At 40.6% G+C, this 21,494-nt stretch carries 27 protein-coding genes; 3 read left to right on the plus strand and 24 right to left on the minus strand.

Features of this window, described 5'->3' with window-relative positions; translation table 11 throughout:
• Positions 1–11: 11 nt before the first annotated feature.
• The 3 genes from KJR31_RS05055 to KJR31_RS05065 all read right to left on the minus strand — a co-directional run bounded on the left by KJR31_RS05055 (position 12) and on the right by KJR31_RS05065 (position 2,297).
• Positions 12–986 (minus strand): beta-ketoacyl-ACP synthase III, encoded by a 975-nt coding sequence (locus tag KJR31_RS05055; RefSeq protein WP_214262362.1) that lies wholly within the window; start codon positions 984–986, stop codon positions 12–14.
• Complete coding sequence (fabT, locus tag KJR31_RS05060; protein WP_214262363.1) at positions 986–1,420, minus strand: fatty acid biosynthesis transcriptional regulator FabT; 435 nt, start codon at positions 1,418–1,420, stop codon at positions 986–988. The genes KJR31_RS05055 and fabT overlap by 1 nt, the downstream gene beginning before the upstream one ends.
• A gap of 91 nt (positions 1,421–1,511) precedes the next feature.
• A complete protein-coding gene (locus KJR31_RS05065) occupies positions 1,512–2,297 on the minus strand; it encodes an enoyl-CoA hydratase (protein ID WP_214262364.1) in 786 nt (261 codons plus the stop codon).
• 253 nt (positions 2,298–2,550) lie between these two features.
• Between KJR31_RS05065 and KJR31_RS05070 the strand changes: the two genes are divergently transcribed.
• From KJR31_RS05070 to serS, 3 genes are all read left to right on the plus strand, one after another.
• Entirely contained in the window at positions 2,551–3,915 is a 1,365-nt protein-coding gene (locus KJR31_RS05070; protein WP_214262365.1) for an aspartate kinase, read from the plus strand.
• A 2-nt stretch (positions 3,916–3,917) separates the two neighbouring features.
• Positions 3,918–4,289: a DUF956 family protein gene (locus KJR31_RS05075; protein WP_214262366.1), complete on the plus strand. Its 372-nt coding sequence runs from the start codon at positions 3,918–3,920 to the stop codon at positions 4,287–4,289.
• Positions 4,290–4,501: 212 nt separating this feature from the next.
• Positions 4,502–5,776, plus strand: a complete 1,275-nt coding sequence (gene serS, locus KJR31_RS05080; RefSeq protein ID WP_214262367.1) for a serine--tRNA ligase — start codon at positions 4,502–4,504, stop codon at positions 5,774–5,776.
• 98 nt (positions 5,777–5,874) lie between these two features.
• Here serS and groL read toward each other — a convergent pair whose 3' ends face one another.
• From groL to rbfA, 21 genes are all read right to left on the minus strand, one after another.
• Complete coding sequence (gene groL / locus KJR31_RS05085; RefSeq protein WP_214262368.1) at positions 5,875–7,494, minus strand: chaperonin GroEL; 1,620 nt, start codon at positions 7,492–7,494, stop codon at positions 5,875–5,877.
• 15 nt (positions 7,495–7,509) lie between these two features.
• Positions 7,510–7,794: a co-chaperone GroES gene (groES, locus tag KJR31_RS05090; protein ID WP_214262369.1), complete on the minus strand. Its 285-nt coding sequence runs from the start codon at positions 7,792–7,794 to the stop codon at positions 7,510–7,512.
• A gap of 136 nt (positions 7,795–7,930) precedes the next feature.
• Entirely contained in the window at positions 7,931–8,224 is a 294-nt protein-coding gene (locus KJR31_RS05095; RefSeq protein WP_214262370.1) for a DUF202 domain-containing protein, read from the minus strand.
• A 101-nt stretch (positions 8,225–8,325) separates the two neighbouring features.
• Entirely contained in the window at positions 8,326–9,180 is an 855-nt protein-coding gene (locus KJR31_RS05100; RefSeq protein ID WP_029689583.1) for a PTS system mannose/fructose/sorbose family transporter subunit IID, read from the minus strand.
• A complete protein-coding gene (locus KJR31_RS05105) occupies positions 9,164–10,006 on the minus strand; it encodes a PTS mannose/fructose/sorbose/N-acetylgalactosamine transporter subunit IIC (protein ID WP_214262371.1) in 843 nt (280 codons plus the stop codon). The genes KJR31_RS05100 and KJR31_RS05105 overlap by 17 nt, the downstream gene beginning before the upstream one ends.
• Positions 10,007–10,063: 57 nt before the next feature.
• The gene (locus KJR31_RS05110; protein ID WP_000261775.1) at positions 10,064–10,558 is read right to left on the minus strand and encodes a PTS system mannose/fructose/N-acetylgalactosamine-transporter subunit IIB; all 495 of its coding nucleotides are present in this window, start codon (positions 10,556–10,558) and stop codon (positions 10,064–10,066) included.
• A gap of 14 nt (positions 10,559–10,572) precedes the next feature.
• Positions 10,573–11,010 (minus strand): PTS sugar transporter subunit IIA, encoded by a 438-nt coding sequence (locus KJR31_RS05115; RefSeq protein ID WP_214262372.1) that lies wholly within the window; start codon positions 11,008–11,010, stop codon positions 10,573–10,575.
• Positions 11,011–11,149: 139 nt separating this feature from the next.
• Positions 11,150–12,448 (minus strand): ABC transporter substrate-binding protein, encoded by a 1,299-nt coding sequence (locus KJR31_RS05120; RefSeq protein WP_214262373.1) that lies wholly within the window; start codon positions 12,446–12,448, stop codon positions 11,150–11,152.
• The gene (locus KJR31_RS05125) at positions 12,445–13,128 is read right to left on the minus strand and encodes a response regulator transcription factor (protein ID WP_004251853.1); all 684 of its coding nucleotides are present in this window, start codon (positions 13,126–13,128) and stop codon (positions 12,445–12,447) included. Before KJR31_RS05125 ends, KJR31_RS05120 begins: the two co-directional genes overlap by 4 nt.
• Positions 13,129–13,134: 6 nt before the next feature.
• Entirely contained in the window at positions 13,135–14,451 is a 1,317-nt protein-coding gene (locus KJR31_RS05130; protein WP_214262374.1) for a sensor histidine kinase, read from the minus strand.
• Entirely contained in the window at positions 14,451–15,395 is a 945-nt protein-coding gene (locus KJR31_RS05135; RefSeq protein ID WP_434223046.1) for a substrate-binding domain-containing protein, read from the minus strand. The genes KJR31_RS05130 and KJR31_RS05135 overlap by 1 nt, the downstream gene beginning before the upstream one ends.
• A 230-nt stretch (positions 15,396–15,625) precedes the next feature.
• Positions 15,626–16,021, minus strand: coding sequence for a single-stranded DNA-binding protein (locus KJR31_RS05140; protein WP_075566369.1), 396 nt, complete (start codon positions 16,019–16,021; stop codon positions 15,626–15,628).
• A 73-nt stretch (positions 16,022–16,094) separates the two neighbouring features.
• Positions 16,095–16,856 carry an SDR family NAD(P)-dependent oxidoreductase gene (locus KJR31_RS05145; protein ID WP_214262376.1) on the minus strand — a complete coding sequence of 254 codons (762 nt, stop codon included), beginning with the start codon at positions 16,854–16,856 and terminating at the stop codon, positions 16,095–16,097.
• A 41-nt stretch (positions 16,857–16,897) separates the two neighbouring features.
• The gene (ytpR, locus tag KJR31_RS05150; RefSeq protein ID WP_214262377.1) at positions 16,898–17,524 is read right to left on the minus strand and encodes a YtpR family tRNA-binding protein; all 627 of its coding nucleotides are present in this window, start codon (positions 17,522–17,524) and stop codon (positions 16,898–16,900) included.
• A gap of 8 nt (positions 17,525–17,532) precedes the next feature.
• Positions 17,533–17,850 (minus strand): thioredoxin family protein, encoded by a 318-nt coding sequence (locus tag KJR31_RS05155; protein ID WP_214262378.1) that lies wholly within the window; start codon positions 17,848–17,850, stop codon positions 17,533–17,535.
• Positions 17,847–18,137, minus strand: coding sequence for a DUF4651 domain-containing protein (locus KJR31_RS05160; RefSeq protein WP_024053819.1), 291 nt, complete (start codon positions 18,135–18,137; stop codon positions 17,847–17,849). The genes KJR31_RS05155 and KJR31_RS05160 overlap by 4 nt, the downstream gene beginning before the upstream one ends.
• Before the next feature lie 75 nt (positions 18,138–18,212).
• Positions 18,213–18,467, minus strand: a complete 255-nt coding sequence (locus KJR31_RS05165) for a DUF1912 family protein (protein WP_000119707.1) — start codon at positions 18,465–18,467, stop codon at positions 18,213–18,215.
• Positions 18,468–18,476: 9 nt separating this feature from the next.
• A complete protein-coding gene (locus KJR31_RS05170; protein ID WP_214262379.1) occupies positions 18,477–19,811 on the minus strand; it encodes a DUF438 domain-containing protein in 1,335 nt (444 codons plus the stop codon).
• On the minus strand, positions 19,811–20,044 hold the full coding sequence (locus KJR31_RS05175) for a DUF1858 domain-containing protein (protein WP_000368739.1): 234 nt from the start codon (positions 20,042–20,044) through the stop codon (positions 19,811–19,813). Before KJR31_RS05175 ends, KJR31_RS05170 begins: the two co-directional genes overlap by 1 nt.
• A 104-nt stretch (positions 20,045–20,148) precedes the next feature.
• A complete protein-coding gene (locus KJR31_RS05180) occupies positions 20,149–20,928 on the minus strand; it encodes a hypothetical protein (protein ID WP_214262380.1) in 780 nt (259 codons plus the stop codon).
• Between the two features lie 146 nt (positions 20,929–21,074).
• Complete coding sequence (gene rbfA / locus KJR31_RS05185; RefSeq protein ID WP_214262381.1) at positions 21,075–21,425, minus strand: 30S ribosome-binding factor RbfA; 351 nt, start codon at positions 21,423–21,425, stop codon at positions 21,075–21,077.
• Positions 21,426–21,494 lie beyond the last annotated feature (69 nt).

The raw sequence follows: 21,494 nt of genomic DNA on the forward strand, positions 1-21,494 counted from the left end.
CACATGATTACCTAAATTGTAACAATAAGTGTGCCCCATGTCAAACCTCCACCGAAACCTGACAAGAGAATTTTTTGGCTACCATCCAAATGGATGAGCCCTTCTTCTACACACTCAGAAAGTAAAATCGGAATACTTGCCGCACTGGTATTTCCATACTTCATCATATTAGCAGGAAGCTTATCACGGTCTACACCAATTTTTCTAGCCATTTTATCTAAAATCCGAATATTGGCTTGATGAAGCAAGAGGAAATCTAATTCCTCTGCTGATATCGGACTTTTTTCAATGGTCTTTTTAATAGATTTAGCCACGTCTCGAATCGCAAAGTCAAAAACTGCTCTACCATCCATCTTCAAGAAAGCATCTGGTTCTTCTTGAATAGAAAATGGCGAAATCAATCCTGTCTGTCCATAAGTGAGACACTCACCGCGAGAACCATCGCTATTGAGACTTTCCGCTAAGAAATGTTCTTGGTCACTTGCCTCAAGTAGCACTCCACCAGCTCCATCTCCGAATAAGACAGCTGTTGAGCGGTCAGACCAATCCAAAGATTTTGACATGGTCTCACTACCGATAACCAAACCCTTACGATATGTTCCTGAAGAAATGAACTTTTCTGCAGTCGATAGGGCGAAAACAAATCCACTACAAGCAGCTGTTAAATCATAGGCAAAAGCCTTATGAGCGCCAATCCTTGCCTGAACACGAGCTGCGGTTGAGGGCATCATGGAGTCAGGTGTCATCGTAGCTAGAATGATGAAATCTAATTCTTCAGCAGAAATCCCTGCCTTCTCTAGAAGTTGTTTTGCAACCTCTGTAGCCAAATCTCCTGTTGATTCTGTCTTGGAAATATGGCGTTCTTTAATCCCTGTCCGACTTGAGATCCATTCATCACTCGTATCCATGACCTGAGCCAAGTCTTCGTTAGTGATAATCTGCTCTGGAGCATAATGAGCGACCTGGCTTATTTTTGCAAAAGCCATTACTTCAAATCCTCCAAAAAGTGATAAAGATTCGTCAACCCTTTACCCATAACACTAATTTCTTCAGGACTCATGCCCTCGATAATTCTTTCGACCATGGCCTTATGGAAACGTTTGTGGAGACGATGAACGAGTCGACCTTTCTTTGTCAAATGCAGATGAACTACACGACGATCTTTATCTGAACGGATACGTTCGATGTATCCTTTTCTCTCCAAATTGTTTAAACTTGTTGTCACTGTCCCTAGAGTTACCATCAATTCTTTGGACACTTGACTTGGAGTTACTTCTGGATACTTGCCAATCACATCAATCGTGTGCATTTCTTTGATAGAGATATCCTTGAAACGACTACCTCGCAAGCTTACTTCCTCGATTACTAGGACGTTGTTAAAAATTGATGTTAAATAGTCATTGACTTGTTGGTAGTCCATTTCTCTTCCCTCCTTTATCAAAAAAAGTTTAATAATCAAAACATTTGACAAAAAAAGTATATCAAACTTCAAAGAATAGTGCAAGTATTTTTTATTTCCCGATAAATTTTGGACGTCTTCTTTCAGAATGTGCACGAACACCTTCTTTAAAATCTTCCGTATAGGATAGTGATTTTTGTAGTTCCAACTCAAGTTGAGCATATTCATGCCACTGCTTGAATTCACTTTCCCAAACAAGTTTCTTAATCGCAGCATAGGAATTTGAAGAGCCACGTCTCAACTTCTTCAACAATTGTTCTCTTGTTTTTTCTAATTGTTCACTAGTGCATAGGCGATACAAAGCTCCTGCTTCAAAGGCTTTTTCAGCGGTAAAAGCTTCGCCTGTCATTGCTAATTGAGTTGCTCGAGTTGCACCTAGAGATCGTGTAAGCAAGAATAAGCCACCTGCATCAGGAGCTAAGCCCACACCTACAAAAGCCTGGATGAATTTAGCTTTATCAGATGCAATACAGAAATCAACTGCTAAGGCCATATTTGCTGCGGCTCCAGCAACTGCTCCGTCAACTTCCATGATAACTGGCTTAGGAATCTGTTTAATCTTATAAGAAATTGTATTAACTAATTCAGCAATTCGTGCAAGTGAAGCAATATCATCCTCATCGACAGCACGTTTCATCTCAACCAAGTCTCCACCGACTGAAAATACCTTGCCTGCTGCATTGATGAGAATAAATGATACAGAATTGTCCTTTTCAGCTAATTCCAGCGCTTCTAAAATTTCTTCACACATAGGAATATGGAAACCATTTGCCACCTCGGGACGATTTAATGTAATCACCGCTAAATCGTCTTGAATTTGAAAGATAATATGATTCATAGCCACTCCTTTAATTTAAAAAGCTGATTAAATTATTTTATCTTCAAAGTATATCTTTTTATTTCCATTTACACAAGCAAAAATCGATTAAAAGTGTATCAGCCGATTTTTAAAGAATATTTTCTATACTTAAAATAGCTAGGTTGAGTTAACCATGTCTATGCGTCTAATAAGATGTATCCTTTCCTATTGCAGATTGAAAAAAGCCCTTCTTTCTGCTATAATCGTATAAAATACTAACTGAGGAGTTCTTATGAAGGTTGTAAAATTTGGAGGAAGTTCACTTGCCTCTGCAAGCCAGTTGAAAAAGGTTTTGGACATTGTAAAAAGTGACCCTGAGCGTCGTTTTGTAGTTGTATCTGCACCAGGAAAGCGTGATGCCGAAGATACCAAGGTTACGGATGCTTTGATTAAATATTATCGAGATTATGTGGCAGGAAACGATATCGGTGCTAGCCAAAATTGGATTATCGATCGTTATGCGGCAATGGTTAGTGAACTAGGACTTAAACCTGCTGTTTTAGAACGAATTTCTAAAAGTATCCGAGCTCTCGCTACTCTTCCAATTGAAAACAACGAATTTCTTTACGATACTTTTCTCGCTGCAGGGGAAAATAATAACGCTAAACTAATCGCAGCTTACTTCAACCAAAATGGATTAGATGCACGCTATGTTCATCCGCGAGAAGCCGGTATTGTTGTAACAAGCGAACCTGGAAATGCTCGTATCATTCCTTCAAGTTATGATAAAATCGAGGAACTCAATAATGGCACAGAAGTCCTCGTTATTCCTGGATTCTTCGGTGTCACCAAAGAAAATCAAATTTGTACCTTCTCCCGTGGTGGATCTGACATTACAGGTTCAATCATTGCTGCAGGGGTTAAAGCAGATCTTTATGAGAACTTTACTGATGTTGACGGAATTTTTGCAGCACACCCTGGTATTATTCATAAACCACACTCAATCCCTGAATTGACTTACCGTGAAATGCGCGAATTGGCTTATGCTGGATTTTCTGTACTCCATGACGAAGCTCTCTTGCCAGCCTACCGCGGGAAAATTCCTTTGGTTATCAAGAACACCAATAACCCTGACCATCCAGGAACTCGTATCGTACTACAACATAGCAGTGATAAATTCCCAGTAGTGGGAATTGCTGGTGACTCTGGCTTTGTCAGCATCAATATGTCTAAGTACCTTATGAACCGCGAAATTGGTTTTGGTCGCAAGGTACTTCAAATTCTTGAAGACTTAAATATCGGTTGGGAACATATGCCGACTGGTATCGATGACCTTTCTGTCATTTTGCGTTCACGTGAATTGACACCTATTAAAGAAGAAGAAATCCTTCGTCAACTTGTGCAAAAAGCAGAAGTCGATCATGCTGAAATTGAACACGACCTCTCTATCATTATGATTGTTGGTGAAAAGATGAAGCGTCATATCGGGGTAACTGCTACTGCTACTCGCGCCTTGTCTGAAAATAATATCAACATCCAAATGATGTCCCAAGGGTCTAGCGAAGTTTCTATCATGTTCGTTGTCCACAAAGATCAAGAGAAAGCAGCTATTAAGGCTCTTTATCAGGCATTTTTTGGCGAAAATAAGGAAGACTAAAGATGGCACAATCCCTCAACAAAGTCGTTGACATACAAACCACTGGAACTTCCTATCTTTCCATTTCAGGAAAGGTTGGAAAATTTCTTGTCGGAGATCAGGCTTTAGAATTTTACGCGGACCGTAATGTCGAAGATTACATTCAAATCCCATGGTCCAGCATTCATCAAATCGGAGCCAATGTTTCAGGCCGCAAGGTTAGTCGTCATTTTGAAATCTTTACAGATCAAGGAAAATTCCTCTTCGCCTCAAAAGACTCTGGAAAAATTCTTAAAATAGCTCGTGAAAAACTGGGAAACGACAAGGTAGTCAAGCTTCCTACCTTAGTCCAAATCATTGGTCGAAAAATTAAAAATCTATTTGCAAAAAAATAGAAAGTTTAGTATAATCATAGAAACGGATAAGTAGGTTACTTCCTTCTTTCAGAAAGTCTGCGGGTGCTGCGAGCAGATAGAAGATTTAATTGAAATTCTACCGTTGTTTTAAATCAAATACAGAATCAAGTGCACACCTGTGAAGTTGGATGGAACCGTGGCCCTGCCACTCCAACGCTTTGTCAGGTGTGTTTTTTCATAAAGGAGTTTATATGCTAGATATTAAACGAATTCGTACAGACTTTGATGCTGTCGCTAAAAAACTCGCTACACGTGGTGTAGACGCTACTATCTTGAACGAGATGAAAGAAATCGATGCAAAACGTCGTGATATCTTAGTCAAGGTTGAAACGCTCAAGGCTGACCGTAACACAGTTTCTGCTGAGATTGCCCAAGCTAAACGCAATAAAGAAAATGCAGATGATAAGATTGCTGCCATGCAAACCCTCTCTGCAGAAGTAAAAGCTCTGGACGCTGAATTAGCTGAAATTGATGCGAAATTGACAGAATTTACCACTACTCTTCCAAACATCCCAGCTGATAGCGTTCCTATTGGAGCAGACGAAGACGATAACGTAGAAGTTCGCCGTTGGGGCACTCCTCGCGAGTTTGGCTTCAAACCAAAAGCTCACTGGGACCTTGGCGAAGACCTTGGTATTCTTGACTGGGAACGTGGCGGAAAAGTCACTGGAGCTCGCTTCCTCTTCTATAAAGGACTTGGAGCTCGTTTGGAACGTGCCATCTATAACTTTATGTTGGATGAACATGGAAAAGAAGGTTACACGGAAGTTATCACACCTTACATGGTCAACCATGATTCTATGTTCGGTACTGGTCAATATCCAAAATTCAAAGAAGATACGTTTGAATTGAAAGATACGAACTACGTCCTCATTCCTACTGCTGAAGTCCCTTTGACTAACTACTATCGTGATGAAATCCTTGACGGAAAAGACTTGCCAATCTACTTTACTGCTATGAGTCCATCATTCCGTTCTGAAGCTGGTTCAGCTGGTCGCGATACTCGTGGATTGATCCGTTTGCACCAATTCCACAAGGTTGAAATGGTGAAATTTGCTAAACCTGAAGAATCATATGAAGAACTTGAAAAGATGACAGCTAACGCTGAAAATATCCTTCAAAAACTCAACCTTCCATACCGTGTCATGGCTCTTTCTACAGGAGACATGGGCTTCTCAGCTGCTAAGACTTATGACTTGGAAGTATGGATCCCTGCGCAAAATACCTACCGTGAAATCTCAAGCTGTTCAAATACAGAAGATTTCCAAGCACGTCGTGCGCAAATTCGTTACCGTGATGAAGCCGATGGTAAGGTTAAACTTCTTCATACTTTGAATGGTTCTGGACTTGCTGTTGGACGTACAGTCGCTGCTATCCTTGAAAACTATCAAAACGAAGATGGTTCTGTTACTATTCCTGAAGTCCTTCGTCCATATATGGGTGGAGCTGAAGTTATCAAACCATAATTAAATAGATGTAAAAAGAGGAGGCTGAGCTTCCTCTTTTTGAGTAATTCAAAAGAAACAGGTAGAAATCTTTCATTCTACCTGTTTTTATTTATTTCTTAGTAGCCACCCATCATAGATGGATCCATAGCTGGCGCTGGTGCAGCTGGTTCTGGTTTGTTAGCTACGACTGCTTCTGTCGTTAGAATCAAACTTGCTACTGAAGCTGCGTTCTGAAGGGCTGAACGACTAACCTTAACAGGATCGATAATTCCTGCTTCAATCATGTTGACCCATTCACCTGTTGCAGCATTGAAGCCTGTTCCAAGCTCTGCATTTTTCAAACGATCAATAACAATTGAACCTTCATAACCTGCATTGTAGGCAATTTGACGAACTGGCTCTTCTAAGGCACGAAGCACGATGTTGCGTCCTGTTGCTTCATCACCTTCTAACTCCAAGGCAGCTACAGCTGAGATAACATTAACAAGGGCAGTACCACCACCTGCAACGATACCTTCTTCAACAGCTGCGCGAGTCGCATTGAGGGCGTCTTCGATGCGGAGTTTCATTTCTTTCAATTCTGTTTCTGTTGCAGCACCGACCTTGATAACAGCAACTCCACCTGACAATTTAGCCAAGCGTTCTTGGAGTTTTTCACGGTCAAATTCTGAAGTTGTTGTTTCAATTTGTGATTTGATGACAGCAACACGGTTAGCAATTGCTTCAGGATTACCTGCACCTTCTACAATGACTGTACTATCTTTATCAACAGACACTTTAGCTGCTTGACCAAGCGCTTCAATAGTAGCATCTTTCAACTCAAGACCAAGGTCTTCTGTGATAACAGTTCCACCTGTCAAGATGGCGATATCTTCCAACATCGCTTTACGACGGTCACCGAAACCAGGAGCCTTAACAGCTACGACATTGAAAGTCCCACGAATCTTGTTCAAGACAAGAGTTGGTAGAGCTTCTCCATCAACATCGTCTGCAATAATCAAGAGCGGACGGCTACTTTGAAGAATACTTTCTAGCAGTGGCAAGATTTCTTGGATATTTGAAATTTTCTTGTCAGTAATTAAAATGTATGGATTTTCAAGGTCTGCAACCATTTTTTCATTATCAGTAACCATGTACTGAGATAGATAACCACGGTCAAATTGCATTCCTTCTACAACTTCAAGCTCTGTTTCCATACCACGTGATTCTTCAATAGTGATAACTCCATCTTTACCAACTTTTTCCATGGCTTCAGAGATGTATTCACCAACTTTTTCAGAGCGAGATGATACAGCAGCGACCTGCGCAATCGCTTCTTTGTTAGCAACAGGAATGGCATTATTCTTCAAGGCTTCTACAGCAGTTGCAACTGCTGCTTCAATCCCTCGGCGGATACCAATTGGGTTTGCTCCAGCAGTAACGTTCTTAATCCCTTCACGAACAATTGCTTGAGTCAAGACAGTTGCAGTTGTTGTCCCGTCACCTGCAATATCATTGGTTTTAGAAGCTACTTCTGATACCAATTTGGCACCCATATTTTCAAAGTGGTCTTCTAGTTCGATTTCTTTAGCGATTGTTACACCATCATTGGTAATCAATGGTGAACCGAATGATTTTTCAAGAACAACGTTACGTCCTTTAGGTCCCAAGGTTACTTTAACTGTATCAGCTAGGATATCAACACCACGGACCATTGCTGAACGTGCATCAGATGAAAATTTAATGTCTTTTGCCATACTTACTTTCTCCTTCTATTCTTCGATAATTGCTAAGATGCTAGCTTCACCTACGATGATGTATTTTTCATCCCCATCTTTGACATCAATGCCTGCATGAGCTTCAACCAAAACCTGATCTCCAACTTTTACACTTGGAGCGACCAAATCACCGTTCAAGGTGCGAACACCTTCCCCAGTAGCTACAACTTTAGCTGTTTTCGTTTCTTCTTGGGCTGATTTTGCGAGGACAAAGCCACCAACTGTTTGTTCTTTTTCTTCAATTTTCAAGACCACACGGTCTCCTAATGGTTTCAACATCTGTTTTCCTCCATAAGATAATCATATTGTTAGCACTCTTTACACACGAGTGCTAAACCATAGTTCTATTGTATCACTTAGTCAGAAATAGTCAAGAAAAAAACACCTCAAAAATGAAAGAGATGTTCCTTTAATATTAATTGAGAATCGTCAACTTTTGATTGAAATCATCGATAACCTTTTGGAGATTGATCCGCCCGCGGTAGATACCATATCCAAAAACAACCATGCCCAAGATTCCAACCAAGGCTAGAAAAATCCCGAAGATAAATAGTGGGAGGAAACTTCTATGAAAGAGATAAATCAATACCACACCAATACTAGCAGTGATAAAGAGCAAACTGAACCAACGACCAAGATTTTCAAGCATGTGGCGTTGATACTTAATTTCTGTTTCATATCCATTAACAAGTTCTTGTTTTGTAACCATGAAAATCCTCCTGATAAAAATTGAGAATGAAGTGTAAGAGAAGGAGATTAGTCTACTTCATTCTCAAAATTTTTACTAGTAAATATTGGGGTCTCTTGACCTTAGTAATTAAGATGTGGGTCAAAGATACCTAGAGCAACACCAATTAAGGCAACAACAACTAGAATTAACATGACTTTGTTTGGTGAAACTTTTTTCTTAGACATCAACCACCAGCAAATAGTGATGAAGGTTGCTGTCAAGAGACCTGGATAAACACCATCAATCTTTTCTTGAATTTTAAGGAAGGCTTCTCCGTTAGCATTTTTGAATTCGAGTGCTGTTGTAACAGAGACCCAAGTCGCTGCTACGGCACCAATAACCATACCACCAACAACGCTGATCGCTTTACGAAGAGCTTGTCCTTTTGGTCCTACAAGAAATTCAACGGCTTTATCCCCTAATTGATATCCTTTAAAGAAGGCAAAGCGCATACCAAAGTAGACTAGGAAATTCCACACGACGATGTAGAAGATAGCACCAGCGACGTTACCACCTTTTGAAAGACCAAGTGCAATCCCCAAAAGAACTGGAATCAAGGTACCAACGATCAAAGAGTCACCAATACCAGCGATTGGTCCCATCAAACCAGCACGCATCCCATTGATGGTTTCACCATCTACTGCATCTCCATTTGCACGTGCTTCTTCCAAACCAGCTGTAATCCCTACAACAAGAGATCCAAGTTGTGGTTCAGTATTGAAGAAGGCGGTATAGGTTTGCATGGCATCTTTTTGTTCTTCTTTTGTATCATACATCTCTTCTACAATTGGAAGCATTGAAGTTAAGTACCCGAAGGTTTGCATGTGTTCTTGAGAGAAACAAGTCAAATGGCCATAATACCAATGATGAAATGCTTTTGCTAATGTTTTCTTTGAAATTTTCTTTCTATCAGCCATCTTAAATATCCTCCTCATCATCGTCTACGTACACCACTCCAGCCGGAGCTACTTTCATAGATTTAATCACTTCAAGTTCATAGTAGATTACTGCAAAGATTAATGAAACAACAGCACTAGCTACCAAGTTCAATCCTAGAGATTTAGCCAAAGTAAATCCAACAAAGAATGGAATGAAGTCAGTTGCTTTTGTAACAATTTGTTTCAACAATATAGCAATACCGACACATGGGAGAAGGGCTCCAACTGTAAAGAGGGCTTTCATCCAGAAACCATCCATAGGAAGGTAAAGTTTCATCAAATCAACCATGTTTTCACCATATTTGGTGATAATCATAGTTGGAAGGAAAGAGAAGAGGAAGTGAGAAATCCAAGGATAAACCCAGTCAACTGCGTAGAGTTTTTTGAAGTTTCCTTCTTCAACGGCTTTCCAACCAATATGTTGCCAAAGCAAGTTCATTGTAGCTGTACCGTAGAAAAGAACAGTACCGATTGTCCCAACGGCTGCACCGATTGGAGCTGCAGCTGCTGCAATTCCAGCTTCGTCTGTGATGTGATTTGCATGCACAAACAAGATAGCAAGAGGAACACCGATATAAGAGATTGCACGAACGTCGGCAGATACGGTTCCACCAGGTGTTACCAAGGCGATATAAACGACTTGAAGGGCAACCCCGACCATAATACCGGTTGTCACATCTCCAAGAATTAAACCTGAGATCAACCCACCAATCAAGGGACGACCGAGTGTATAGTTCCCGATACTGGAACCACCCATACCAGGCATTGAAGACAAGCTGGCGAAAACTGCAAGCAAGATTGCTTGAATCCATGAAATTGTCATAACAAACGCTCCTTTTTGTTTGTAAATTTATTTACCTAACTAATAAAACTGTTAGGTTTAAAAACCAAATTTAGATTTGAAATCATCCCAGTAACCAATTGAGACATCCGGCAACAATTGGAATTTAACCTTATATCCTGCTGCCTGGATAGCCTGAAAGGCTTCTGCTTCTTCCTGTGTGATAGATTGGTTATTACCCAATTTCACTGCACCAGGTCGATCATTTGCAGGGCCAACGATGATTTCTTTAACATCTCCTGGGACAAAACCTTGATCCACCAAAATTTCCTTCATATCGATTGGGTTTTTGGTAATCAAGAAATACCGACTGTCAGATTCCGTTACTTTTGCTGACTTTTCTTTAAAGGCTTCTTTTGTCCATACAAAGGTTTTCTTGTCTGATGCTCCTTTGTAAGCTTGGATCAAAACCTTGTTTGATGCTGCTGCATCGTTTACGGCAATCAAACCATCACATGGTTTTTCTTTTGCCCAGCGTGTGACTGTTTGACCGTGAATCATGCGGTCATCAATCCGTACAAATGTTACTACCATAAGGTACCTCCCTATTAAATATCGTCATCATCTTCTTCAGCACTAGTGGCTGAAACTTCAAAAGGTTGTAGTGCAGATTGTGCTTCTGATAAGATAGTTGCTGACAAATCGTCTCCATCCAACACATCCTTCATCACAACTGCTGTCAAGGCCATGGTGAGGTTCATCCCACCAAGGATTAAAGCTCCATCTAGCTTTCCAGCTTCTTCTAGGACAGTGGCTGCCGTGGTTAATGGACTACCACCTACAATATCTGCCAAGACCAGCACAGAATCATCTGCTGTCAATTCTGAAATGCTCTCTCTAAAATCAACTGCAAAGTCATCAACGGATTTTCCTTCTTTAAGTCCAACTGCGATGACCTGATTCATCTTGTCACCAGCAAACATAGCTAGCGATGTTTTTAGCCCTTCTGCCAATCCACCATGACTGACTAAAATGAGGTATTTCATTTTGCTACGCCTCCTTTATTTGACTCTATTGTAGATTATTTGGAAGCGCTTTTACATTGTCAAATGTCACATTATAAACATGACATTTAGCAACAAAAAAATGACATCTGTCACTTGACACGATGTCATCTTATTTTCTTTAAACTCCTATCTGAAGACTACTTTCAATCTCCCTTTGAATTTGCGGCAGGCGATTCTCAACATCCTGATTGCGTAAAGCATTGCTAATCAAATAGTCCAGCTTTTCTAACACTTCTTTGGATACATTCTTGGGACTACTCTCAACAGCTTGTTCCATGATACGATTCAAGGTCTGATTGGTTAAGGAGTCCGTGCCAAAATCATCTACCTGTAGAAGGTCTTTACTAGAACGACTCTTGACTACATCAGGCATGACAGAAATCCCTTGAGATTCATCAAAAAGAGTTTGTTGGATTTCTGGATCCTCTGTCAACACTTGCATCAATTCCCAAGCCAACTTTGAATGAGGAGTCCGAGCTGACATGGCAAAAGAAGTAGTCGTAACCAAAGTCGCCTTGGTGGTTTTTGACTTAGCAGGCATAGGAATACAGGTCCAGGTGAAGTTGGAATATTTGGAAACATGATAGGGATAAGGTTTATAAGTCCTATATTGAGCCAAGGTCATGGGGTAAAACGCTACTTTCCCTTGGTCAAAATCCTTGGAACTCACCTTATAGTTCTTATTCAGCTCTTCCAATTTTTGTAAAAAAGTCAAAGATTCTTTGACTTCTGGAGCCGTAAGTTTGAGCATCCCACCTTGAAAGAGACTACCCCCATTTGCTGCCAAAGCTTCTTTCCATGTATATTCTGTACTCCCAAACTGATCCAATTGACCATCTCCATTGGTATCTTTGGTTAGTTTTTTACAAATTGTATAGAACTCTTCCAAGCTCCAACCTTCTTTGGGAACCTCAATGCCTTCTTTATCCAGCAAATCTTTATTGACACACATCAAAATAGGATTACTTTCATATGGCAAGGCATAGGTTTGCCCCTGATAAACACCTGATTCAAATGCAACAGGATAAAAAGCAACTTGGTCTTCTTTATTCATATAGCCGTTTAACTTTTCTAAAACGCCACGTGCCGCCAATAAGGACAAATCTTTCTCAGAAACCATAAACACATCAGGGGTCTTTCCTGATACAATTTTTTCTGAGAGCCAGTTTGAATATTCCGACTGCGGAATTCCATTTTCATATTCCACACGGACATTAGGATGGGACTTTTCAAATTTTTGGATCGCAAGATCCAATGCATGGGAACGTTGACTGGTCGGTACATCCCAACTAGAGCCTGCATAAACTCCTATATGAAGGACGGTCGGTTGCTGTTTCCACCAATAAAAACCAGCACTCAAAGAGAGCATAAAAAGGAGACAAATCCCTAAACAAAGTTGCTTTCGCTTCAATTTCATTCCGTATTTCCTTTTGAAAAATCACGTCGGGTCACTCCTGTTTGGACTGACCAAATCGCTAATTGCGTTCGATCTCTTAGGTTTAATTTCGACAAAATCGTTGATAAGTAATTACGAACAGTTCCTTCTGATAAGAAGAGTTTAGCCGCAATCTCTTTATTTGACTCACCATAGCCAATCTCTTGGATAATGCGCCATTCCGTCGTACTCAAATCCTTAACGTTATCCTCATCCACAGCAATAGAGAAATTTGATTTGGCCATTTGTGAGAAAATTTGAAAGACCTTGCTTGCGATATCAGGGTTGATCATTGCTCCTCCCTGATGCACCACCTTAATAGCTTCATAAAGCTCCTCTGTCGAGGCTCCTTTTAAGAGATACCCTGAAGCACCATACTTGAGCGCACTATAGATAAATTCATCATCGTCAAAGGTTGTTAAAATAATAATTTTGATATCCGGATAGTGCTCTTTTACTTCTTTTGTAGCCAAAACCCCATCCATGCCTGGCATCCGAATATCCATTAAGATTAAATCCGGATGCGAGTGTGGAATGCTAGACAAGACATGATTCCCATCTTCCACTGTAGCTACCACTTCAATATCTGAGTAGGCCGACAAAATAATTTTTAGAGATTCTCGAATCAAGGACTGGTCATCCGCCACCATTACTTTTATCATCATCTCTTATCTCCCTTCTTTATATTTTGGTAAACTAACACGTGTGAAAAATCCATCGCGACTTTCAAATTGAAGCTGGCCTCCTAGAATTGAAATACGCTCCATCATCTGTTTGAGTCCGTAGCCATAGGTCAAGGTTTCAAACCCAACTCCATTATCCTGCAACTCAATCATGTAATCTTCTTCGTCCTCAAAAAAATGGAGGTCCATGTGGCTGGCATGACCGTGGCGAACCGCATTAGTCATGGACTCTTGTATCACACGAAAGATTGTATCTTCAATCATGACGTCCATATCGACATCAATCCATTCATAGTTGAGATCAACTTGCAAGTTTGAAAGAATTTGGTACTCGCGGATTGTCTTTTCTAAAGCATCTTTGAGAGTTCGCCCCTCAAGGGCTCCTGGACGAAGGCGATTGAGAGAGCCTCTCACATCCTGGATTCCTTCACGGACGACTTCTGATACGTTTTTTACCTGCTCTTTGGCACGACTTGGATTGATATCAATCAAGACCCCGACAGCATCTAAACCTGCTGAAATCCCTGTTAACGCGTGTCCCAAGGTATCGTGAATCTCCCGAGCAATCCGCTTGCGCTCCCGATCCTCTGCAATCTTCTCAGATAAGGCCATATAGTTGTTCAACTCGGTATTAACCTTGAACACCATGGCCAGCTCTTGTTCAACTTCATGGTTTTCCGCAAGGACATTCATGATATAAAATAAAAGTGAAATAATGAAGAGTACCATATTCAAGGCGTAGAGGGAATTCTTTAAGAAAAAGGCCAAAATACGGATAGATTCAGGATAAAAATGAATATAGGTATCAAGAGAAGGAATCGGGAAGAAAAGCGAAAAGACGTCTGAATTGGTTACAAGGAGCATCAAGAAGCTCACTAGGATAAAGGCAAACCAATACTTCCGATCTCTCTTGGTATTCAACTCTTTGGAACCATAGAAGATATCCGCAAAAACCAAGAGAATGAGCCCGTTATAAGCTATGTTCTGAACCCACATCAACAGTAGCATCAGGAAAATCTCCAGAAGATTCCTCTTATCAAAAATGGACCATCGACTTGTTTGAGGTCTATAACGACTCATTGAGATTAAGGCAATCCCAGCAAATAAGATTGCTGACAACCAAAAAGTCGTAGATGGAGCAAAAGGAATACGCTCTAGGCGCTCCAATAATAGAGAGGCTTGGCGTTGAGCGATGATATAGTTGGTTGCTTGAAGATAGATAATACTGTTGAGCATAACAGCAATAAAATTCACGACCATAAGAATGGCCAAACTGTATCGAACACCTCTAAACTTTCTCATTACTGCCACCCATTAACATCAAACTGATCAATGTTTTCCTTTGTCATCATTTCAACTGGAATGATCACCTCTTTGGTATAGCTCTTCCCTTCAGAAATATCTTGGATAACTTCCATAACACGGTCTCCCATCTTCAAGGGAGATTGAGCAACGGTTCCCACTACATCATCCGTCGAGTGCAACAAGGATTTCATATCTGGTGAGCCATCGATTCCATAAATTGCAATGGACTGGCTATTTCCTTGCTCCTTAATTGCAGCTAAAGCTCCTATAGCCGAGCGGTCATTTAAGGCAACCAAGGTATCAATTTCAACCCCTGATTGTAAAAAATTCTGGACAGCCGGCATGGCAATCTCCGTTTGCCCCTTGGTTTCTAGTTCCGATACAATCTGATAAGAACTGTGCCCCTCTATAGTGTCTTTAAACCCCTGAATCCGCGTATCTGCTGAGACAGTTCCTTTATGCTCCAAAAGGAGGACCCGAGCGCTAGAGGAACGTTTCATGAGCTCTTTAGCAATCAATACTCCCGCTTGGTAGTTATCGGATACAATACTTGCATCGGGCTTAAAATTTTTCAGTTGGGTATCGACTGCAATGATTTTAATTCCTTGTTTTCTAGCTTTTTCAAGAGCAGTTAAAATGGACTGGCTATCCCCCTTGACCGGATTGATCACAATCACATCAACCTTTTGAGCACAAAAATCATCAACCTGCTGGCTCTGCCTTTCTTCATCCAATTCTGGATCTCGGACGCAAACAAGAGCTCCTCTTTCATCGGAAATTCGACTAATTTCCGAATGAATACTTTTGTAGAACTCATTGTTCATGGTCATATAGGTTACACCAATTTTAGTCTGATCCTTGATGCCACTTGTTTGACAACGGCCAAAAATCCAAAAGAGAATACAGACCACTGGAATCAGCAGTAATATACGCTTTATCATCCATTTCAACAATTCTTTTTTCTCTTTATTTTCCTTCAAATTTCATTCCTTTTCTGAAAATTTTGAATATATATTACTTTATTCTACTACTTTTTCAAAAAAAATGCTTGATTTTATTGTACAAGGACATTTTTTTGACCTATTTTAAGGAGTAATTTCCGAACAATAAAACTAGAAACAATAGAAAAAGCCGGTCTATAAACGAACCAGCTTTTTTTCTATAATTGATCCTAGAAAGGAAGTTCCTCCTCTTCCAAGACCAGATCTGCTAAGTCTTGGCCTGCATTATTTTCACGCATAGCACGTTGGGCACGACTTTCTAAAAGTTGGAAGCCTGTGGCGAGAACTTCGGTCACATAGTTAGTCTGACCATTCTTCTCGAACTTACGGGTACGAAGCTCTCCATCTACAGAAATAAGACTGCCTTTGCTTGCATAGCTAGCCAAGGTTTCAGCAAGTTTGCCCCAGACGACGATATTGATGAAGTCAGCTTCACGTTCCCCGTTTTGATCCTTGAAACGACGGTTAATGGCAATGGTCGCACGAGCAACTGACTTGTCATTGTTGGTTTTGTGCAATTCTGGTGTAGACGTCAAGCGTCCAATCATGATAACTTTATTATACATTTTTCATCCTCCTACTTATCTATTCGAAGGAAAATAAAAAAAGTTACAATATTTGTAACTTTTTTTAATAATATTAATCTCTATGAATCATAAACCCAGTTGCTTGTTGATTAGCCATGATGGTCATATCTGTGATTTGTACTCGTCGTGGTTGACTGGTCACATAAACTACAGTATCAGCGATATCTTGCGCCTGCAAAGCTTCGAGTCCCTGATAGACTGTCGCCGCCCGTGCCTCATCTCCATGGAAACGGACTTTTGAAAAATCAGTTTCTACAATACCAGGTTGAATAGTGGTCACCTTGATATCTGTCGCAATGGTGTCAATCCGAAGCCCGTCTGAAAAAGTTTTGACTGCAGCCTTGGTTGCTGAATAGACCGCTGCTCCAGCATAGGCATAAATACCTGCAGTAGATCCCATATTGATGATATGCCCTTGATTAGCTGCTACCATGGAAGGCAAGAGACAGCGTGTAACTGCCATTAAACCCTTGACATTGGTATCCAGCATGGTCAACATATCCAACTCTTCATAGTCCTGATAAGGCGATAAACCTAGAGCCAGTCCAGCATTATTGACCAAGATATCAATCTGACCTACAGTCTCTAAAATTTCTGAACAAACAGTCTTTACCATGCTCATATCTGTAACATCTAACGGAAAGGTCCAGACTTTTTGATTTGGAAAGGCTTCTGCGAACTCAGTTTTTAGAGTTTTGAGTCTTTCTGTTCGACGCCCTGTAAGAACGATATTCTCACCTTCTTTTAGATAAGCACGCGCAATGGCTTCACCAATACCTGATGTTGCACCTGTAATGACTACATTTTTTGCCATCTTATTTCCCTCTGTCAAAGATTATAGGTAACTTTCATTGATTAAGCAGTCCAGTGCTTAGCTGGGTCAAAGGGTGTTCCAACAACTTGGTCGTCTGACAATTCAATGACCCCACGTCTTTGTGGAGCATTTGGCAAGGCAAGTTCACGAGGACTACACATCATTCCAAAACTCTTTTCCCCACGAAGTTCCCCTGGGAAAATGAGATTGCCTTTTGGCATCATAGCTCCAGGAAGAGCAACAATAGTTTTCAAACCAACACGTGCATTGGGAGCACCAGCAACGATTTGTACTGTCTTGTCATTCCCAACAGCAACTTGACAGATATTGAGGTGGTCACTATCTGGATGTGCAACCATTTCTACAATCTCACCAACCACAAATTTTGGTTCCTTGTCGTTGATGATTTCTTCAGTAAATCCTTGCGCCTGTAATTCTTGATTCAAACGAGCTACTTGGTCGTCAGTCAAAAAAATTTGACCACGATTCTCAATCTCAAACAAGCTAGAAACTTCAAAAATATTCCAAGCAACAGTTTCACCAGTTTCCTTTAGGAAAACACGTGCTACATTGCCTTTACGCTCAACATCTAGTTTGGCATCGCCACTGTTTTTCACGATGACCATAAGGACATCACCGACATGTTCTTTGTTATATGTAAAAATCATTTTTTCTCCTATTTTAATCCTGCTAAGAAGCGGTTAATCTCTTCCTTTGTTTTACGGTCTCGATTAACAAAACGTCCAATCTCCTTGTCCTTGTCTAAAACAACCAGACTTGGAATTCCGTATACATCCCAAAGTTTCGCAAGTTTCATGTAGTCATCACGATCGACCTGTATAAAGGTAAACTCTGGATTGCTCTCTTCAATCTCTGGCAAGGCAGGGTAGATATAGCGACAGTCACCACACCAATCCGCAACAAAAAGGAAGACCTTCTTGCCATCCTGCTCTACTAAATTCGCTAATTCTTCTAAACTGTTCGGAGAAATCATAACACTTCCTCCTCATAGATGAGATCTTCATCTTCGTAGACAAAGGTATAGTGACGACCATCTTCAAAAATAACACCACCAACAAGACGTTCTAGACTACTTTCGTACACTTGGACATAAAGAGTCCCAATCTCACCCATTTCTGAGAAGTAGTCACGTACAATAGCAGTTAACTCTTCCTGCGTCTTCATAAGTTTGTGGTCATCAGCCACTTTCTTAGCTCCAAAGGCAAGGGCTCCAAGACCTGCCACGACCAAACCTGTTTTAATAATATTTTTCGTTTTCATGCTAACATTGTAACACAAAAAGACTCCAGGAACAATGAAAAAGGGAGTTCCACTCCCCCTTCTAATTTCTAAACATTAATAGTTTCTCTCACCAAACAAGCCTTCTGGTAAATCATGGAATCCCTTGCCTGCCTTGAAGTTTTCAAATTTACCTAGTAAGAACTGGTAGGCATCCAAACGACTCTCGTAGCGAATCATGGCATCTTTAGCGCGCTCATCTTGATCTTCTTCATAGACCTTTTGACTTTCCTTGTGTGCCATATCGTTAATCATGATTTGGGTATTGACCCAGGCTTCAAATTCTTTCATAAATTCTTGTTCGTAACTCATTGTTTCTCCTTATTCTATTCCTCGATAGTAGTCTGTATCAATCTCACGGTAGGGTTGAATATCCTGAACATATTCCAACACACCTTGAAATTCCCCGTTCTCATCGTGTACCGCAGCATAGGTGATATGGACAAACTTACCTCGTGACTCGGACTTGAACCACATCTCATACTTGTCCTTGACCCCGTCACGAAGACCTTTCATAATGGTTTTTACCTTGTCCAAATACTTGGGCGGATGACAGAGCTCAACATTGCGACCAACTTGAGACGGTGTACGTTTGAAAATCATCTCGTCTGCTGGCGTACTGTCATTGTAATACTGGAAAATATCATCTTTATTAACGAAGGTAATTTCCATTGGCAGATGGTTGAGAATAAGATTAGCCTGTTCGACTGAGAGATAGCCATTACCAAAAGCCTGTTGACTATGGCGGTCTACTACCGCTTCCTTTTCCTTAGGTGTGAAGGTGATGGTAAATTGACCTTCTGGCGTATCAATCACTTGTTGAACTTGACCATCTACAGTTTCTGGCTGAGTTGGTTCTTCTACACTCTTTTCCTCAACAAAACTTTGACGTTCAGGAACCCATTTCTCAGACGGACGGATAATGGCATAGCCATAAGCATCACTTTCCTCAGCAATCTGAATCCAGTCATCCTGGGTAAAGGATTCGAGTAGAATCATGAGGAGGATAGATTCTTCCTTGAAAATCATACTTTCAAACTCTGTCGCAAAAGCTTCAAAAGCTTCCTTTACAGTGCTAATTGGTATCTCTGGTAAGGATTTGACTGTCTCCATTGCTATTTGAAAGAGTTCCCTGATTTGGTCATCCACTCCCCACATGACTTTTGGAGGCGAATCATGTCCATAACGCTCCATAATAGGAAAGAAGAGTTCTTCCTTGCGCTGGTAGTGACGGTCAAATTGACCAACAAGCCCCATTTGACGCACCAAACCCTTGCGCATCTCTGCCAGCATTTCCTCGTCTTCCATAGACTCATAAGTATCTAACAATCTACGGACTCGAATCAAAGCAGCACGGAGAGCTAGATTTTCATCCTTAAAGATTCGCACAGGGTGACCAGGATGCTCGGTATCCTCAACTTCTACGCCCTTAACAGCATTTTTAAAAAGATTAGCATGCACATCACAGAGTTCCATGACATCTTCAAATGTAACCCCTGAGTCAGAGTTCATCAACTCATGCTCCATAAGGGAAATCTCGATGGCCGATACACCTGTAAAGGTTGCATCAAAACGTTCCTGAACGGACTCTGGAGAGGCTCCATTATGCAATTCTAATAAAATATCCCGCAGGATATGAATACGTTCATCTGCCATTAGTCTAACCCAATCACTTCGTAACCATTTGCTTCAAGCGTACGCACAATCTTATCCATAGGAGTTCCCTCAAGCTTGGAACCTTGTTTGAGCGAGACTTTTCGCCCAACAGTGTTACGCATCAAGGGATTTGCAAGTGGTTTGAAACCAAGCTCTACTAGGATTTCCAAAACTTCTGGATGCTTGTCTACCACTTCAGCAACTGGAATTGATACATCGATTATATTGTCCATGAGAACCTCCATGACTCTATTTCTAATCATTTAACTGCTTTTATTATACCATAAGGAATGGGATTAAAAAAACTAACAACACAAGACTTGCTAGTTTCTTCATATCAGTCAGCTTCGATTATCTCAGCCTCTTTTCGAATAATTGCCATATCATTTTGATATTGCACTTCAGAATAGTTAACTAATTTGGATAATTCTTTTTGCAATCTTTCGCCCATGGGTTTCATAGTCGCATAGGTTAATCCCCCTGAAATAACCCCACCTAGAATAGGAATCGCTTTTCCCATTCCCTTTGCCAAGCCTCTCCTTGTAAGAGTAACCCCAAAAATTTTCATAACCTTTTTTAAAATAGGGTACCAACCAGCCTTGGCTACGGCTTTCTGAGGTACTGTGGTCATTACATGTTTAGCGACTGTAACACCACCAGAACGAAGCAAGGCACCTGCTCCGTTTACCCCAAGCATGACCCCTAGATAAAGTAATAGTGTGTTTTTAGCTTCTTCACCTAAGTCATTTCTTGATGCCCAAAGATCATTAAATCCATAAATATATCCCAATTCTTGGGCTAATTTCAAGGAAAAAGCATAAAACTGAGCTACATCCGTTGGAATAGTAAGCGCCATTAGAATACCTCCAGGTAGACCTGCTAGAACAGATGTTCCACTTGCTCGTAAAACATTATCCTTTATGCAGGACCTGGCTACCCTATCTAAGGTTTCCTGAGGTAATAATGAAGGAGGACCTTGTTCTAACAATTTGGCAATATCCTTCTTATCTAATTCTTTAGAGAACTTCTCCACTAAAAATTTTTCTCTATTTACTTTCACGACAGGAAGCTTTACAACTTGTTGCAAAACTTTTATAGCTATATCTTGTTTAGCCATCTATATCTCCATTTTATATTCAAGTTAAGCTTTATCATATCATACTATTAGAGATTTATACATTTTTTTAACCGACTTTTAAGAAGGGCAACTAATTAATCTATCATCATGTTTAAAGTAACAAAAAAGAGGGTTGCCCCTCTTTCTTATTTCTTATCCAGATTGCGTAACATTTCGTCAATCTTGTTTCCATACTCGATGGATTCGTCTTTGACGAAGGTCAAGTCTGGAATTTTATACAATTTCAAATTGTGACCAAGCTCACGTTTGATAGTTCCGGTTGCTTTTTCAAGGCCAATTTGGGCCTTTTGATTATCTGAAGCAAGATCACTCAAAATGGTGTAATAAACCTTGGCAACTGACAAGTCTCCCAGCATCTGAACATCTGTGATGGTCACACCTTGGACACGTGGATCACGTACTTTCTTTTGTAAAATCTCATTGACTTCACGTTTGATTTCCATGCCTACACGATCCGTACGGAAATGATTTCCCATGCTATTCCTTCCTCTCTATTGAATCAAAAGCTAGGCCAGCAGACCTAGCTATTTTTAAACTTATTGATT

This window comes from Streptococcus infantis (assembly GCF_018499575.1).
Lineage (GTDB): Bacteria > Bacillota > Bacilli > Lactobacillales > Streptococcaceae > Streptococcus > Streptococcus infantis_K.

Excerpts from the sequence above, each read along its gene's own strand:
- KJR31_RS05055 (WP_214262362.1), bottom strand. The coding sequence starts at position 986 with ATGGCTTTTGCAAAAATAAGCCAGGTCGCTCATTATGCTCCAGAGCAG.
- fabT (WP_214262363.1), bottom strand. The coding sequence starts at position 1,420 with ATGGACTACCAACAAGTCAATGACTATTTAACATCAATTTTTAACAAC.
- KJR31_RS05065 (WP_214262364.1), bottom strand. The coding sequence starts at position 2,297 with ATGAATCATATTATCTTTCAAATTCAAGACGATTTAGCGGTGATTACA.
- KJR31_RS05070 (WP_214262365.1), top strand. The coding sequence starts at position 2,551 with ATGAAGGTTGTAAAATTTGGAGGAAGTTCACTTGCCTCTGCAAGCCAG.
- KJR31_RS05075 (WP_214262366.1), top strand. The coding sequence starts at position 3,918 with ATGGCACAATCCCTCAACAAAGTCGTTGACATACAAACCACTGGAACT.
- serS (WP_214262367.1), top strand. The coding sequence starts at position 4,502 with ATGCTAGATATTAAACGAATTCGTACAGACTTTGATGCTGTCGCTAAA.
- groL (WP_214262368.1), bottom strand. The coding sequence starts at position 7,494 with ATGGCAAAAGACATTAAATTTTCATCTGATGCACGTTCAGCAATGGTC.
- groES (WP_214262369.1), bottom strand. The coding sequence starts at position 7,794 with ATGTTGAAACCATTAGGAGACCGTGTGGTCTTGAAAATTGAAGAAAAA.
- KJR31_RS05095 (WP_214262370.1), bottom strand. The coding sequence starts at position 8,224 with ATGGTTACAAAACAAGAACTTGTTAATGGATATGAAACAGAAATTAAG.
- KJR31_RS05100 (WP_029689583.1), bottom strand. The coding sequence starts at position 9,180 with ATGAGGAGGATATTTAAGATGGCTGATAGAAAGAAAATTTCAAAGAAA.
- KJR31_RS05105 (WP_214262371.1), bottom strand. The coding sequence starts at position 10,006 with ATGACAATTTCATGGATTCAAGCAATCTTGCTTGCAGTTTTCGCCAGC.
- KJR31_RS05110 (WP_000261775.1), bottom strand. The coding sequence starts at position 10,558 with ATGGTAGTAACATTTGTACGGATTGATGACCGCATGATTCACGGTCAA.
- KJR31_RS05115 (WP_214262372.1), bottom strand. The coding sequence starts at position 11,010 with ATGAAATACCTCATTTTAGTCAGTCATGGTGGATTGGCAGAAGGGCTA.
- KJR31_RS05120 (WP_214262373.1), bottom strand. The coding sequence starts at position 12,448 with ATGAAATTGAAGCGAAAGCAACTTTGTTTAGGGATTTGTCTCCTTTTT.
- KJR31_RS05125 (WP_004251853.1), bottom strand. The coding sequence starts at position 13,128 with ATGATAAAAGTAATGGTGGCGGATGACCAGTCCTTGATTCGAGAATCT.
- KJR31_RS05130 (WP_214262374.1), bottom strand. The coding sequence starts at position 14,451 with ATGAGAAAGTTTAGAGGTGTTCGATACAGTTTGGCCATTCTTATGGTC.
- KJR31_RS05135 (WP_434223046.1), bottom strand. The coding sequence starts at position 15,395 with ATGATAAAGCGTATATTACTGCTGATTCCAGTGGTCTGTATTCTCTTT.
- KJR31_RS05140 (WP_075566369.1), bottom strand. The coding sequence starts at position 16,021 with ATGTATAATAAAGTTATCATGATTGGACGCTTGACGTCTACACCAGAA.
- KJR31_RS05145 (WP_214262376.1), bottom strand. The coding sequence starts at position 16,856 with ATGGCAAAAAATGTAGTCATTACAGGTGCAACATCAGGTATTGGTGAA.
- ytpR (WP_214262377.1), bottom strand. The coding sequence starts at position 17,524 with ATGATTTTTACATATAACAAAGAACATGTCGGTGATGTCCTTATGGTC.
- KJR31_RS05155 (WP_214262378.1), bottom strand. The coding sequence starts at position 17,850 with ATGATTTCTCCGAACAGTTTAGAAGAATTAGCGAATTTAGTAGAGCAG.
- KJR31_RS05160 (WP_024053819.1), bottom strand. The coding sequence starts at position 18,137 with ATGAAAACGAAAAATATTATTAAAACAGGTTTGGTCGTGGCAGGTCTT.
- KJR31_RS05165 (WP_000119707.1), bottom strand. The coding sequence starts at position 18,467 with ATGAGTTACGAACAAGAATTTATGAAAGAATTTGAAGCCTGGGTCAAT.
- KJR31_RS05170 (WP_214262379.1), bottom strand. The coding sequence starts at position 19,811 with ATGGCAGATGAACGTATTCATATCCTGCGGGATATTTTATTAGAATTG.
- KJR31_RS05175 (WP_000368739.1), bottom strand. The coding sequence starts at position 20,044 with ATGGACAATATAATCGATGTATCAATTCCAGTTGCTGAAGTGGTAGAC.
- KJR31_RS05180 (WP_214262380.1), bottom strand. The coding sequence starts at position 20,928 with ATGGCTAAACAAGATATAGCTATAAAAGTTTTGCAACAAGTTGTAAAG.
- rbfA (WP_214262381.1), bottom strand. The coding sequence starts at position 21,425 with ATGGGAAATCATTTCCGTACGGATCGTGTAGGCATGGAAATCAAACGT.